Below are 13,126 nucleotides of genomic sequence, written 5' to 3' on the forward strand. Positions count from 1 at the left end.
ATGAGTTACGCCGAGTACGTGACCGGTGAGCCGGTCGTCGACAGCAAGGCCCCCACCGGGCCCGTCAACGAGCGCTGGGACAGGCGCCGCTTCGAGGCCAAGCTGGTCAACCCCGCCAACCGGCGCAAGCACACCGTGATCGTCGTCGGTACCGGCCTCGCCGGCGGCTCGGCGGGCGCCACGCTGGCCGAACAGGGCTACCACGTCGTCCAGTTCTGCTACCAGGACTCCCCGCGCCGGGCCCACTCCATCGCCGCGCAGGGCGGCATCAACGCGGCGAAGAACTACCGCAACGACGGCGACTCCGTGCACCGGCTGTTCTACGACACCGTAAAGGGCGGCGACTTCCGGGCCCGCGAGTCCAACGTGCACCGGCTCGCGGAGATCTCCGTCGAGATCATCGACCAGTGCGTGGCGCAGGGGGTGCCGTTCGCCCGGGAGTACGGCGGTCTGCTCGACACCCGCTCCTTCGGCGGCGTCCAGGTCTCGCGGACCTTCTACGCCCGTGGCCAGACGGGCCAGCAGCTGCTGCTCGGCGCCTACCAGGCGCTCAGCCGGCAGATCGCCGCCGGGAACGTGGAGATGCACCCGCGTACCGAGATGCTCGACCTGATCGTGGTCGACGGGCGTGCGCGCGGCATCGTGGCGCGGGACCTGATCACCGGGAAGGTCGACACCTACTTCGCGGACGCGGTCGTCCTCGCCAGCGGCGGCTACGGCAACGTCTTCTACCTGTCGACCAACGCGATGAACTCCAACGCCACCGCGATCTGGCGGGCGCACCGGCGTGGCGCCTACTTCGCCAACCCCTGCTTCACCCAGATCCACCCCACCTGCATCCCGCGGACCGGCGACCACCAGTCGAAGCTCACCCTCATGAGCGAGTCGCTGCGCAACGACGGCCGTATCTGGGTGCCGAAGGCCAAGGGCGACCAGCGGCCGGCGCACCAGATCCCCGAGGACGAGCGCGACTACTACCTGGAGCGGATCTACCCCTCCTTCGGCAACCTCGTCCCCCGCGACATCGCCTCCCGCGCCGCGAAGAACGTGTGCGACGAGGGCCGTGGCGTCGGTCCCGGGGGCCAGGGCGTCTACCTGGACTTCGCGGACGCGATCAAGCGGATGGGCCGCAAGGCCGTCGAGGCCAAGTACGGCAACCTCTTCGACATGTACCAGCGGATCACCGACGAGGATCCGTACGAGGTGCCGATGCGGATCTACCCCGCCGTGCACTACACGATGGGCGGTCTGTGGGTCGACTACGACCTTCAGACGACCATCCCCGGCCTGTTCGCGATCGGCGAGGCCAACTTCTCCGACCACGGCGCCAACCGGCTCGGCGCCTCGGCGCTGATGCAGGGCCTGGCCGACGGCTACTTCGTGCTGCCGGCGACCATCAACGACTACCTCGCCCGCAACCCGCACCAGGACGTGGTGACCGACGAGCACCCGGCGGTCCAGGAGGTGCTGGCCGAGACCGAGGACCGGATCAGCGTGCTCCTCTCCGTCGACGGCGACCGCACACCCGACTCCTTCCACCGCGAGGTCGGCGAGCTGATGTGGGAGTTCTGCGGCATGGCCCGCACCGAGACCGGGCTGCGCAAGGCCCTGGAGCGGATCCCGCAGATCCGTGAGGAGTTCTGGCGGCGGATCAAGGTGCCGGGCACCGGCGAGGAGTTCAACCAGTCGCTGGAGAAGGCCAACCGGATCGTCGACTACCTGGAGCTCGCCGAGCTGATGTGCCTCGACGCGCTGCACCGCTCCGAGTCCTGCGGCGGCCACTTCCGCGAGGAGTCGCAGACCCCGGACGGCGAGGCCGCCCGCCGGGACGACGAGTTCTCCTACGCGGCCGCCTGGGAGTTCACCGGCACCGGTGAGTCGCCCGTCCTGCACAAGGAAGACCTGGTCTTCGAGTACGTCCACCCCACCCAGCGGAGCTACGCATGAAGCTCACCCTGCGCGTCTGGCGCCAGCAGAACGCCGACGCCGACGGCGCCATGTCCACGTACGAGGTCGACGGCGTCTCGCCCGACATGTCCTTCCTGGAGATGCTCGACACGCTCAACGAGGACCTCATCCTCAAGGGCGAGGACCCGGTCGCCTTCGACCACGACTGCCGCGAGGGCATCTGCGGCGCCTGCTCGCTCGTCATCAACGGCGACGCGCACGGGCCCGAGCGCACCACCACCTGCCAGCTGCACATGCGGTCCTTCCAGGACGGCGACACGATCGACATCGAACCGTGGCGGGCTTCCGCCTTCCCGGTGATCAAGGACCTGGTCGTGGACCGGTCCGCGTTCGACCGGATCATCCAGGCCGGCGGCTACGTCACCGCCCCGACCGGCTCCGCGCCCGAGGCGCACGCCACGCCCGTGCCGAAGCCGGACGCCGACTTCGCCTTCGAACACGCCGAGTGCATCGGCTGCGGCGCCTGCGTGGCCGCCTGCCCCAACGGCGCGGCGATGCTGTTCACCTCCGCCAAGGTCAATCACCTGAACGTGCTGCCGCAGGGCGCGCCGGAGCGCGAGACGCGCGTGCTGAACATGGTGGCGCAGATGGACGAGGAGGGCTTCGGCGGGTGCACCCTCACCGGTGAGTGCGCCACGGCCTGCCCGAAGGGCATCCCGCTGATGTCCATCACCGGGATGAACAAGGAGTGGCTGCGCGCCACCCGCAAGGCGGCCAGGAAGTGATGCCGCGCAGGTAGGAGAGACGTTCGCCGACTGGGTGCGGACGGGCGGGACCGGGAGTGGTGCTCATCCCCGGTCCCGTCTCGCTTTCCGGGCCACCCCTGGCATTCAACATCCGCACATCCCCGCTCCGGACACAGGTAACGCGCACGCCAACCGGCATCGGAAGAACTGTGGCGGCAGGCCGAACGACCCGGCCCGCCCGCAGCCGTCGTCGAACCGGCCCGTGACCAGGAGTGTGCCATGACCGGCGTTTCCACCCTCGACCGTCCCCCGCAGCCAGCGGCACCCACCCGCTACACCGTCACCCTCGCCCGCGACGAGGACGACGTGCGTGCGGCGCAGAAGCTGCGGCACGACGTCTTCGCCGGCGAGATGGGCGCGATGCTCACCACCCCGCAGCCGGGTCTCGACATCGACCCCTTCGACGCGTACTGCGACCACCTGCTGGTCCGTGACACGCTCACCGGCGAGGTCGTGGGCACCTACCGCCTGCTGCCGCCCGAGCGCGCCTCGGTGGCCGGCCGGCTCTACTCCGAGGGCGAGTTCGACCTGACCCGCCTCGACCCGATCCGCCCCGGCCTCGTCGAGGTCGGCCGCTCCTGCGTGCACCCGGACCACCGGGACGGCACCGTCATCGGCCTGATCTGGGCGGGCATAGCGCGCTACATGGTCGACCGCGGCCACGAGTGGCTCGCGGGCTGCTGCTCCATCCCGCTGGCCGACGGCGGTTCCGTCGCCGCCGCCACCTGGGACCGGGTCCAGGCCAAGAACCTCGCCCCCGAGGAGTACCGGGTACACCCGCTGCTGCCGTGGTCCGCGGAGGGCGTCGCCCGCCCCGCCGGGCGCACCGAACTCCCGCCGCTGCTGCGCGGCTACGTGCGCCTCGGCGCCTGGGTGTGCGGCGAGCCCGCGCACGACGCCGACTTCGGCGTCGCCGACCTGTACGTGCTGCTCTCGATGCGCCGGGTCAACCCGCGCTATCTGAAGCACTTCCTCTCACTCGTCCCGGCCTGATGAGCGTCTGGCTGCCCAGCGCGCCCTGCACCCCCAGGGCGTGTGTGGAGCCCGCGGGGCGGGGCGCGGTCGCCCTGTGGGGCGTGCTGCGGTTCGTCGCGGTGCTGGTGCTGCTGCTGGGCGGGATCGTGCTCCTGCCGCTCGGCCGGCGCGTTCCCGCGCCGTGGGTGCGCCGGTGGGCCCGGAGCATCGCGTGGGCCGCGGGGGTCCGGGTCCGTATCACCGGCTCCGCCGCACCCACCGGTGGCCTGCTGCTGGTCGCCAACCACATCTCCTGGCTGGACATCCCGCTGCTCGCCTCGGTCCGCCCGGCCCGGATGATCGCCAAGACCGAGATACGGCAGTGGCCGGTCGCCGGGCCGCTGGCCGCGGGCGCCGGTGTCGTGTTCATCGAACGCGACCGCCTGCGAGCCCTTCCGGGCACGGTCGCGCACATCGCCGAGCTGCTGCGGTCGGGCGCCGCGGTCGGCGTCTTCCCCGAGGGCAGCACCTGGTGCGGCCGCGCCCAGGGCACGTTCCGCAGGGCCGTGTTCCAGGCGGCGCTGGACGCCCAGGTCCCCGTCCAGCCGGTCCGCATCCACTACCGCCTCGCCGACGGCCACGCCAGCACGGCCCCGGCCTTCGTGGGCGAGGACTCCCTGCTCGCCTCCCTGTGGCGGGTGATGACGGCTCGCGGCCTGATCGCCGAGGTGCACGTCGAGGACCCGATCATGCCGGGAACCCACCCCGACCGCCGGGCCCTGGCCCGCTCCGCCCAGCCCGCGGCGACCCCGCAGCCTGGCTGGACGCACGCGGTACTGGCGTCCTAGACGGGCGTACGGAGGCCTCCGGCAGCCGGGCACTCACCGGCGCCCGGGGGCCTCTCGCCGTCCGCCCGGCAGCACTCGGGCCAGGCAGGGCGCCGTCCGGCTCTCCCGCGCCCCCGCCACGACCTGGGGCGGTCCCGCCGCCACGACGCGGCCGCCCGCCTCGCCGCCGCCCGGCCCCATGTCGGCGCACCCGGACGTGTTCAACACGCTGTTGCAGCTGCCGGACGACGGGCGGCTGACGGCTGCCCAGGGCCGCACGGTCGACTTCAAGAACACGGTCGTCGTCATGACGTCGAACATCGGCGCCGACCGGATCCTCGCCGCCGGCGTCGAGGACCACGCGTCGGTGCGTGAGTCCGTGACGGAGGTGCTGAACCAGCACTTCCGTCCCGAGTTCCTCAACCGCATCGACGAGATCATCGTCTTCCGGGGCCTGGACCGGGCCCAGCTGCGCCGGATCGTGGAGCTCCTGCTGGAGCACACCCGGCGCCGCCTGCGCGCTCAGGACGTCACCTTCGAGGTCACCGGAGCCGCCGAGGACCTGCTGGCCGACATCGGTCATCAGCCCGAATTCGGGGCCCGCCCGCTGCGCCGCACCATCCAGCGCGAGGTCGACGACCGCCTCGCCGACCTGCTGCTGTCCGGTGAGCTGAAGCCGGGCGACCGGGCCCGGGTGGACGCCGTCGACGGGGCGGTGCAGGTACGGGCGGAACAGCCGGCCGGGCTATGAGCGGACGACCGCTGCCAGCCGCCGGTAGGAGTCCAGGAGGGCCTCGCGGTCGTAGGTGCTGGTCGTGACGAGCACCTCGTCGGCGTCCGTCTCCTTCAGCACGCTCGCCAGCTCGTGCGCGACCTGCTCCTCGGTGCCGGCGAGATGGCCGGCCAGAGCGGCCTCGTATAAGCCGCGTTCCCTGTCCGTCATGCGCAGCGACTCCACGCGCCCGGCGGGCGGCAGCGGCGGGAAGGTGCCGTGCGTGCGCGAGTACGCCATCGACCAGGCTTCCGGGATCAGCAGCCGCCGGGCGACCTCGGGGGTCGCGGCCACGGCGACGGTGCCGGAGACGACGACGTACGGTTCCCGCGCCCACCGCGACGGACGGAAGCGCGTGCGGTAATGGTCGATGCCGCGCCGCATCTTCTCCCGGTTGCGCAGGTCGCCGATGACCATCGGCAGGCCCGCGTGGGCCGCGACCGCGGCGCCCTCACCCGTCGCCAGCACGAAGGGCGGCACGCGCAGACCCTCCGCCGGGCGGGCGTGGACCCGCGTCGGGGAGGTGCCGCGGAACCAGCCGAGCAGTTCCTGGAGCTGGCCGTCGAAGTCCTCGGCGTCGTCCTTGTCCCGGCCCAGCGCCTTGCGCACGCCGTCGGTGAACCCCACCGACCTGCCGAGCCCCATGTCGATCCGGCCCGGGAAGAGCGACTCCAGCACACCGAACTGCTCCGCGACGACCAGGGGTTGGTGGTTGGGCAGCATCACCCCGCCGGTGCCCACCCGGATGGTCCGGGTCGCACCGGCCACGACGGTCGCCAGCACGGTCGGCGCGGAACCGGCGACGCCGGGCACGCCGTGGTGCTCGGACACCCAGAAGCGGTGGTACCCCAGCGCCTCCACCTCCCGCGCCAGCTCCACCGTGTCCCGCAACGCCTCCGCCGCCGTATGCCCCTCACGGGTACGCGAACGGTCGAGCACGGAGAAGCGGACGGAGCCGATCACGGAGTTCACACATCCGTCAACACCCGGCGGGGCCCGGCATTCCCGCCGCACCGGCCGCGATCCGCGCCGGAGGCCTCCGAGGTTCCCGCCCGGCACCGACCGGGCCCGACCTCCCACCGCGCGGGGTCGCCGTGGGAGGACGGGGGCGGGGGCTGTCTAGGGTGGTGCTGTGACAGCTCGTGACGAACGGCCGGTGGCCGTGTTCGACCTCGACAACACCCTCGCCGACACGGCCCACCGCCAGCACTTCCTGGAGCGCAGGCCGCGGGACTGGGACGGGTTCTTCGCCGCCGCGCCCGCGGATCCGCCGCTCGCCGAAGGCATCGCGCTGGTGCTGTCCAGTGCCGAGGAGTGCGAGGTGGTGTACCTCACCGGGCGGCCCGAGCGGTGCCGGCGGGACACGCTCGACTGGCTCGCCGCCCAGCGACTGCCCGAGGGGCGGGTCCACATGCGGCGCGACGCCGACCGCAGGCCCGCCCGGCACACCAAGCTGGAGACGCTGCGCAGACTCGCCCGGACCCGGCAGGTCCGGATGCTCGTGGACGATGACGAACTCGTGTGCGAGGACGCGGAGCGGGCCGGGTTCACCGTCGTGCGGGCGCGCTGGGCGACCCCCTCCGCCGAGCTCAAGGTGGCGCAGGAGCGCGAGGGGCGGACCTGAGAGGGGCGCCCCGGTCTCAGTCGGCGTCCTCCAGGCGGAAGCCGACCTTCATGCTCACCTGCCAGTGCGCGATCTGCCCGCCTTCGAGCTGGCCCCGCACTTCCGTCACCTCGAACCAGTCGAGATTGCGCAGGGTCTGCGAGGCGCGGCTGATGCCGTTGCGGACGGCCTGCTCCATGCCCTCGGGCGAGGTGCCGACGATGTCCGTGACCCGGTAGGTGTGATTCGACATGCGGATACTCCTCTCCGCGGGGTGACGGCGGCGTCGGTTGTGTCCCGCGTGACTCCACCGTGCCCCAAGGGGCAGCGGAGCGCGAGGCGTCGGCCGCCTTTCCGGAACCGCTTGACCTCGGCATTGGTCCATACCAAAATCCAGACACCCGTACGAGTGCATGCTCGTTCCCCCCACGCCGGGCCCCCCACCCCTGTCCGCCAGACAGAACAGGACCGCCGTGAAGCTTCGTCTCCTTGCCCTCGCCTGCGTCTCCGCCTCGCTCCTCGGCGGGTGCGCGCTCGTGCCGTCGAGTGGGGCCGAACGGCGCACGGTCACCGTATGGCTGATGAAGGGCAGCGCCTCGCCGCAGTTCCTGGAGCGCTTCACCGAGGAGTTCGAGCGCACGCACGAGGACCTCGACCTCGACATCCGCATCCAGGAGTGGACCGGCATCGGCGAGAAGGTGCAGGCGGCGCTGGAGGCCGGGACCCCCGACGGGCCCGACGTGATCGAGGTGGGCAACACCCAGGTCCCGCAGTACGTCGACGGCGGCGGTCTGCTCGACCTGACGCTGGAGTCGCTGCGGGACTGGGGGATGCGCGACTGGCTCCCCGGCCTCGCCGAGCCGGGCCGGCAGCGGTCGACGCAGTACGGCATCCCCTGGTACGCGGCGAACCGCGTCGTCATCTACCGCAAGGACCTCTTCGAGCAGGCCGGCGTCGCGGCCCCGCCGAAGACACGCGAGGAGTGGCTCGCGGCCACCGAGAAGCTCGACTCCGGCGGCAACCAGGGGATCTACCTGGCCGGACAGGACTGGTACACGCTCTCCGGCTTCATCTGGGACGAGGGCGGCGACCTCGCGAAGGAGAGCGGCGGTGTCTGGACCGGCACCCTCGACAGCCCCGCCGCCCTGCGCGGCATGGACTTCTACCGCCGTCTCCAGGCGCTCGGCCAGGGCCCCGTCGACGCCGACGAGGAACACCCGCCGCAGGCCGAGGAGTTCGCCAAGGGGAGGATCGCCCAGATCGTCGCCGTACCGGGCCAGGCCGCCGCGATCGTCCAGCAGAACCCCGGACTCGACGGCGAACTGGGCTTCTTCCCCGTGCCCGGCAAGTCCGCCGGCACTCCCGGGGCGGTCTTCACCGGCGGCTCCGACCTCGTCGTACCGAAGAGAACCGATCAGCGCGACGGCGCCGTCGCCGTGGTCGAGGAGCTCACCGGTGCCAAGTGGAACACCGAACTGGCCCGGACCATGAACTACGTGCCCAACAAGACGACCCTCGCCGCGGCCGTCGCGGGAGAGGAGGGGGTCGCCGCCATGGCGGCCGGAGCCGCGCGGGGGCGGGCGACCCCCAGTACGCCCGAGTGGGCCGCCGTCGAGGCGGACAACCCCATCAAGGAGTACATGACCCGGGTGCTCACCGGCGGCGACCCGGCGGCGGAGGCCCGCCGCGCCTCCCGGCGGATCACCGAGGCGCTGGCGGTCCCCCTCGGCTGATCAGCCGGCGGTGCTCAGCGAGAGCGCGAACCGGCCCTCGCCGTCCGTCCACCAGTGGGACAACCCGAGTCCCGCGGTGGCCAGTTCGGTGCGCACCCGCTCCTTGCGGAACTTCGCCGACACCTCCGTGCGCAACTCCTCGCCCGCCGTGAAGTCGACGGCGAGGTCGAGCGAGGGGATCTTCACGGTCTGCGCGCCACGTGAGCGCAGCCGCATCTCGATCCACTCGTTCCCGGCGTCCCACCGGGCCACATGGTCGAAGGCGCCGGGGTCGAAGTCGGCGCCCAGTTCACGGTTGACGACCGACAGGACGTTCTTGTTGAACGCCGCCGTCACCCCGGCAGCGTCGTCGTAGGCCCGGACCAGCACCCGCTCGTCCTTGACCAGGTCGGTGCCGAGGAGCAGCGCGTCGCCGGGGGAGAGCAGGGAGCGGATCGAGGCGAGGAACGCGGCGCGCTCGTCCGGCAGCAGGTTGCCGATCGTGCCGCCGAGGAACGCCACCAGCCGCGGGCCCGGTGTGTCCGGCAGTTCGAGCGCCACCGTGAAGTCGGCGATCAGCGCGTGCACGTCCAGTCCGGGCCGCTCCGCGACGAGCGCCTGGCCGGCCTGGGTGAGGGCGCTCTCGCTGACGTCGACCGGGACGTAGGTGTGCAGTCCGGTCAGCGCGTCGAGCAGGTGCCGGGTCTTCTCCGAGGAGCCGGAACCCAGCTCGACCAGCGTGCGGGCGCCGCTCGCCGCGGCGATCTCGGTGGCACGGTCGATGAGGATCTCCCGCTCGGCGCGGGTCGGGTAGTACTCCGGCAGTTCGGTGATCTGCTCGAAGAGCTCGCTGCCCTGGGCGTCGTAGAACCACTTCGGCGGCAGTGTCTTGGGCGAACTCGTCAGACCCCGCAGGACGTCGGCGCGCAGGGCGGCCTCGGTGGCGTCCTCGGGCAGGGTGCGGGTGAGAAGGAACGGACTCACGTGCGGGGCTCCTTCGAGGGTGGGTCCGCCGAGGCGTCGCTCGGCTCCTTGAGCGGGGTGAGCTGCACGTCGGTGCCGCTCGCGACCACCAGGGTGCGGTCGGGTACCTCGTGCCATGCGGGATCGTCGTCGTAGGGTTCCGAGGCCACCACCGTGCCGCCGTCGGGCCTGCGGAGATACCACAGGGTGTCGCCCCAGGTGGTCGCGGCGATGGACGCGCCGTCGGTCAGCAGCAGGTTCAGCCGGGAGCCCGGGGCCGCCGCCGCGACCTCGGGGACCGTGTCCGCCAGCGCCCGGCCCGGGTCGTCGCCGGCGCGCAGCCGGGCGAGGACGAGCGCCCACACGAGCGCGGAGTCGTTGCGGGCCTCCAGGGACAGCAGGTCCACGGAGGGCAGGCTCCGGGCCACCTCGGCCAGTGAGTGGGGCCAGCCCAGGACCGCGCCGTTGTGGCTGAAGAGCCAGGATCCCGCGGCGAACGGCGCCGCCGCGGCCTCCGCGTCGGCGCCTGCCAGGGTCGCGTCGCGCACGGCGGCGAGCAGCGTCCGGGTGCGGACGACCCGGGCCAGATCGGCGAAGGACAGGTCCGCCCAGATGGGTCCGGCCCGCCGGTAGCGGGCCGGCAGGGGATCACCCTGCGCGTACCAGCCCACCCCGAAGCCGTCGGCGTTGACTGTTCCGTACCGCTGCCGCCTTGGCGCCCAGGACTGCCGGTACAGCCCGGACGGGGGCTCCACCAGCAGCCTGCCGAGCGCCTCCTCGGGCCCGGTGTAGGCCAGGTGACGGCACATCAGACGTCCTCCGAGCGGGCCGTGCGGAACCCGGAGAAGATCTGCCGCCGGATCGGATAGTCCCAGTTGCGGAACGTGCCCCGGCAGGCCACCTGGTCCACGGCGAACGAGCCGCCGCGCAGCACCTTGTGCTCGGACCCGAAGAACACCTCCGAGTACTCCTTGTACGGGAACGCCCTGAAGCCCGGGTACGGCTGGAAATCGCTGGCCGTCCACTCCCACACGTCACCGATCAACTGCCGTACGCCCAGGGGCGACTCCCCCTCGGGGTAGCTGCCCGCCGGTGCCGGGCGCAGATGGCGCTGGCCGAGGTTGGCGTGCTCGGGGCCCGGGTCGGTGTCGCCCCACGGGTAGCGCGTCGAGCGGCCGGTCGCCGGGTCGAACCGGGCGGCCTTCTCCCACTCGGCCTCGGTGGGCAGCCGGCGCCCGGCCCAGCGGGCGTACGCGTCCGCCTCGTACCAGCACACGTGGAGCACCGGCTCGTCGGGCGGCACCACCTCGGTCACGCCGAACCGGCGCCGCAGCCACTGCCCGCCGTCCCGGTGCCAGAACAGCGGCGCCTTGATGGCCGTGCGGCGCACGTGCGCCCAGCCCTCCGCCGTCCACCAGCGCGGGTCGTCGTAGCCGCCGTCCTCGATGAACGCCTGGTAGGCGCCGTTGGTCACCGGCGTGGTGTCGATCCGGAAGGGCGCCACCTCGCGCCGGTGCGCGGGCCGTTCGTTGTCCAGCGCCCAGGGCTCGGTGGAGGTGCCCATGGTGAACGGGCCGCCGGGCACCAGGACTTCGGCCGGGCCCGTGAACAGCGGCACGGGATCCGGGTCGGGGGCGTGCAGCGCCTGCGGGCCCTTGCGGAGCTGATGCGTGATCAGCATGGTCTCGTCGTGCTGCTGTTCGTGCTGGGCGATCATCCCGAAGGCGAAGCCCGCCTCCGTGAGCCGCGTGCCGTGGAACGCGGTGCCGGCCAGCACGTCCAGGGCCCGTCCGCGCACCTCGGCCGCGTACCGGCGGGCCTCGCCGGGCGCCAGCAGCGGCAGCGTGGGCCGCTCCGCGCGCGGGTGCTCGAAGGCGTCGTACAGGCTGTCGATCTCCGGCCGTATCGCCTCCTGGCCGGCGACCGCGCGCAGCAGCCAGAGTTCCTCCTGGTTGCCGATGTGCGCGAGGTCCCACACCAGCGGGGACATCAACGGCGAGTGCTGGGCGGTCAGGTCGGGTTCCTCGACGCAGCTGGTGAGCAGCGTGGTGCGGTCCCGCGCGGTGACGAGCGACGCGAGGGCGCGTTCCCGGAAGGCATCGCTGTCGATCTCGCTGTCCGTCTCGGTGCCGATGGCGGGGTCGGTCATGTGCGCGGGTCCTTCCCGTGCGGGCGGCGGCCGTTGCCGCGCTGCCTGTCGAGCAGGTCGTCGGCGGGGCAGCGGCCCCGGATGACATAGCGGTCCCGGTACGCCGCGACGGCGTCCGTGACGGCGCAGGACGCGCCGATGCGGGGCAGCGCCCGCAGCGCCGCCGCGAAGCAGGCGACGGCCACCTCGTGCATCTCCGGGTCGGCGAGCCCGTACCGGGCGGCGTCGAGCCACAGCGGGTTGTGCGGCGCGGGCACCGCCCCGGCGCGTTCGGCCAGCGGTTTGACCGTGCGGTACGCCGTCTCCGCGGCCTCCGGGTCGTCGAACAGGGCCGTCGTCACCGCGAGCGGCACGATCCACCCGTCCTCGCCGGGCTGCGCGTCCAGCATGCGCAGTTCGAGATGGCCGCGCGGCCGGACCGGCGGGAACAGGGTGCTGATGTGGTAGTCGAGGTCGTCCCGGGTCGGTGCTCCGGGCGCCCCCGATCTGGTCCAGTCCCGGAAGGTCAGCCCGTGCGGAACGTGCCAGGGGCCGCCGTCCCGCCGTACGCACATCACCGGGGCGTCCAGCACGTGCCGGGCCCAGGCGCCCCGCGGGTCGGCGTCCAGGGCGGGCGCGCCCGCCCGGCCCGCGCCGATCTGCACCCAGCGCAGTTGACGGGTGGACAGCCAGCCGGTGGGTTCGTGGCCGGCCAGCGGGGAGTTGGCGAACGCCGCCAGCAGGACCGCGCCCAACTGGTGCGCCAGCCACCAGCGGCGGACGTGGCCGAGCGGGCCGGGTTCCTCGTGGCCGGCGTCCAGGCACACCTGCACCGATGCCGAGGCGCACATCATGGCGCGGCCGGCCGGGCCGGTGCGGTCGAGGCAGGTCTCCATCGCCTCGTAGCGCGGCTCCCGCAGGAAGCGGCGGGGGGCGTGCCACGGGTCGTGACCGATGCCGAGGAGGCCGAGGTCGTGCTCGCGCAGTTTCGCGCGGACGGCGTCCAGGTCGGCGGAGACGGTGTCCACGCACTCCATCAGGGAGGCGGCGGGCGGAGAGCTCAGCTCCAGCTGGCCGCCGGGTTCGACGGTCAGCGCCGACCTCAGAGGGACGGTGCGCAGTGCGGCGTAGGCCGCTTCGAGTCGTTCGGGTGTCACGGGGAGCTGCGGACCGCGCAGCTCATGGACGAGCCATTCCACTTCGACGCCGACGGTGCGCGGCGGTCCGGTCTTGAAGCAGATGCCGCGTACCAGGGCCTCCACCTCGGGTTCGGTGACGGCGGTACGTGGTTCCGTACAGCCGCTGACTGGGTCGGACATGTCCGGATCCTCCTGAGATTCCACCATGCCGCCGGTCCGTCAAAGGGCAAGTCGGACCAGCATCACTCGTCCCACCCAAGCCCCTCGCGTCGCTTCGCACAAGGGTGCACATCCGGACTTCCCGGACCGGATGC

At 72.6% G+C, this 13,126-nt stretch carries 12 protein-coding genes and 1 pseudogene; 7 read left to right on the forward strand and 6 right to left on the reverse strand.

All coding sequences use genetic code 11. The features are described 5' to 3' along the window. From ACGF8A_RS15280 to ACGF8A_RS15300, 5 genes and pseudogenes are all read left to right on the forward strand, one after another. Positions 1-1,947, forward strand: coding sequence for a fumarate reductase/succinate dehydrogenase flavoprotein subunit (locus ACGF8A_RS15280; protein WP_393108177.1), 1,947 nt, complete (start codon positions 1-3; stop codon positions 1,945-1,947). Next, on the forward strand, positions 1,944-2,693 hold the full coding sequence (locus tag ACGF8A_RS15285; protein ID WP_393108179.1) for a succinate dehydrogenase/fumarate reductase iron-sulfur subunit: 750 nt from the start codon (positions 1,944-1,946) through the stop codon (positions 2,691-2,693). Before ACGF8A_RS15280 ends, ACGF8A_RS15285 begins: the two co-directional genes overlap by 4 nt. Before the next feature lie 240 nt (positions 2,694-2,933). Continuing rightward, positions 2,934-3,707 (forward strand): GNAT family N-acyltransferase, encoded by a 774-nt coding sequence (locus tag ACGF8A_RS15290; protein WP_393108181.1) that lies wholly within the window; start codon positions 2,934-2,936, stop codon positions 3,705-3,707. Further along, positions 3,707-4,516, forward strand: coding sequence for a lysophospholipid acyltransferase family protein (locus ACGF8A_RS15295; protein ID WP_393108183.1), 810 nt, complete (start codon positions 3,707-3,709; stop codon positions 4,514-4,516). The genes ACGF8A_RS15290 and ACGF8A_RS15295 overlap by 1 nt, the downstream gene beginning before the upstream one ends. A 184-nt stretch (positions 4,517-4,700) precedes the next feature. Further along, positions 4,701-5,246, forward strand: a pseudogene (locus tag ACGF8A_RS15300) (AAA family ATPase); the annotation flags it as partial. Here the strand turns inward: ACGF8A_RS15300 and ACGF8A_RS15305 are convergent. Then, on the reverse strand, positions 5,241-6,239 hold the full coding sequence (locus ACGF8A_RS15305) for an LLM class flavin-dependent oxidoreductase (RefSeq protein ID WP_393108185.1): 999 nt from the start codon (positions 6,237-6,239) through the stop codon (positions 5,241-5,243). The pseudogene ACGF8A_RS15300 and the gene ACGF8A_RS15305 sit on opposite strands and share 6 nt — an antisense overlap. Positions 6,240-6,399: 160 nt before the next feature. On the opposite strand from ACGF8A_RS15305, the gene ACGF8A_RS15310 reads away from it, so the two are divergent. Then, the gene (locus ACGF8A_RS15310) at positions 6,400-6,891 is read left to right on the forward strand and encodes a hypothetical protein (protein ID WP_393108187.1); all 492 of its coding nucleotides are present in this window, start codon (positions 6,400-6,402) and stop codon (positions 6,889-6,891) included. Positions 6,892-6,907: 16 nt separating this feature from the next. Here the strand turns inward: ACGF8A_RS15310 and ACGF8A_RS15315 are convergent, their stop codons facing one another. Next, positions 6,908-7,123 (reverse strand): dodecin, encoded by a 216-nt coding sequence (locus tag ACGF8A_RS15315; protein ID WP_393108189.1) that lies wholly within the window; start codon positions 7,121-7,123, stop codon positions 6,908-6,910. A 220-nt stretch (positions 7,124-7,343) separates the two neighbouring features. On the opposite strand from ACGF8A_RS15315, the gene ACGF8A_RS15320 reads away from it, so the two are divergent. Next, positions 7,344-8,603, forward strand: a complete 1,260-nt coding sequence (locus tag ACGF8A_RS15320; protein WP_393108191.1) for an extracellular solute-binding protein — start codon at positions 7,344-7,346, stop codon at positions 8,601-8,603. On the opposite strand, the gene egtD is transcribed toward ACGF8A_RS15320, so the two are convergent. The 4 genes from egtD to egtA are packed head-to-tail and all read right to left on the reverse strand — an operon-like array spanning position 8,604 to position 12,992. Beyond that, entirely contained in the window at positions 8,604-9,566 is a 963-nt protein-coding gene (gene egtD, locus ACGF8A_RS15325) for an L-histidine N(alpha)-methyltransferase (RefSeq protein WP_393108193.1), read from the reverse strand. Then, the gene (gene egtC, locus ACGF8A_RS15330; protein ID WP_393108195.1) at positions 9,563-10,354 is read right to left on the reverse strand and encodes an ergothioneine biosynthesis protein EgtC; all 792 of its coding nucleotides are present in this window, start codon (positions 10,352-10,354) and stop codon (positions 9,563-9,565) included. Before egtC ends, egtD begins: the two co-directional genes overlap by 4 nt. Further along, positions 10,354-11,694, reverse strand: a complete 1,341-nt coding sequence (gene egtB / locus ACGF8A_RS15335) for an ergothioneine biosynthesis protein EgtB (RefSeq protein ID WP_393108197.1) — start codon at positions 11,692-11,694, stop codon at positions 10,354-10,356. Before egtB ends, egtC begins: the two co-directional genes overlap by 1 nt. Further along, on the reverse strand, positions 11,691-12,992 hold the full coding sequence (gene egtA / locus ACGF8A_RS15340) for an ergothioneine biosynthesis glutamate--cysteine ligase EgtA (RefSeq protein WP_393108199.1): 1,302 nt from the start codon (positions 12,990-12,992) through the stop codon (positions 11,691-11,693). Before egtA ends, egtB begins: the two co-directional genes overlap by 4 nt. Positions 12,993-13,126: the final 134 nt, after the last annotated feature.

This window comes from Streptomyces sp. NPDC047706 (assembly GCF_043204795.1).
Classification (GTDB): Bacteria; Actinomycetota; Actinomycetes; order Streptomycetales; family Streptomycetaceae; genus Streptomyces.

What these genes read in the sequence shown, in the direction of transcription:
- ACGF8A_RS15280 (WP_393108177.1), top strand. Translation starts at nt 1, where the DNA reads ATGAGTTACGCCGAGTACGTGACCGGTGAGCCGGTCGTCGACAGCAAG.
- ACGF8A_RS15285 (WP_393108179.1), top strand. Translation starts at nt 1,944, where the DNA reads ATGAAGCTCACCCTGCGCGTCTGGCGCCAGCAGAACGCCGACGCCGAC.
- ACGF8A_RS15290 (WP_393108181.1), top strand. Translation starts at nt 2,934, where the DNA reads ATGACCGGCGTTTCCACCCTCGACCGTCCCCCGCAGCCAGCGGCACCC.
- ACGF8A_RS15295 (WP_393108183.1), top strand. Translation starts at nt 3,707, where the DNA reads ATGAGCGTCTGGCTGCCCAGCGCGCCCTGCACCCCCAGGGCGTGTGTG.
- ACGF8A_RS15315 (WP_393108189.1), bottom strand. Translation starts at nt 7,123, where the DNA reads ATGTCGAATCACACCTACCGGGTCACGGACATCGTCGGCACCTCGCCC.
- egtC (WP_393108195.1), bottom strand. Translation starts at nt 10,354, where the DNA reads ATGTGCCGTCACCTGGCCTACACCGGGCCCGAGGAGGCGCTCGGCAGG.
- egtB (WP_393108197.1), bottom strand. Translation starts at nt 11,694, where the DNA reads ATGACCGACCCCGCCATCGGCACCGAGACGGACAGCGAGATCGACAGC.
- egtA (WP_393108199.1), bottom strand. Translation starts at nt 12,992, where the DNA reads ATGTCCGACCCAGTCAGCGGCTGTACGGAACCACGTACCGCCGTCACC.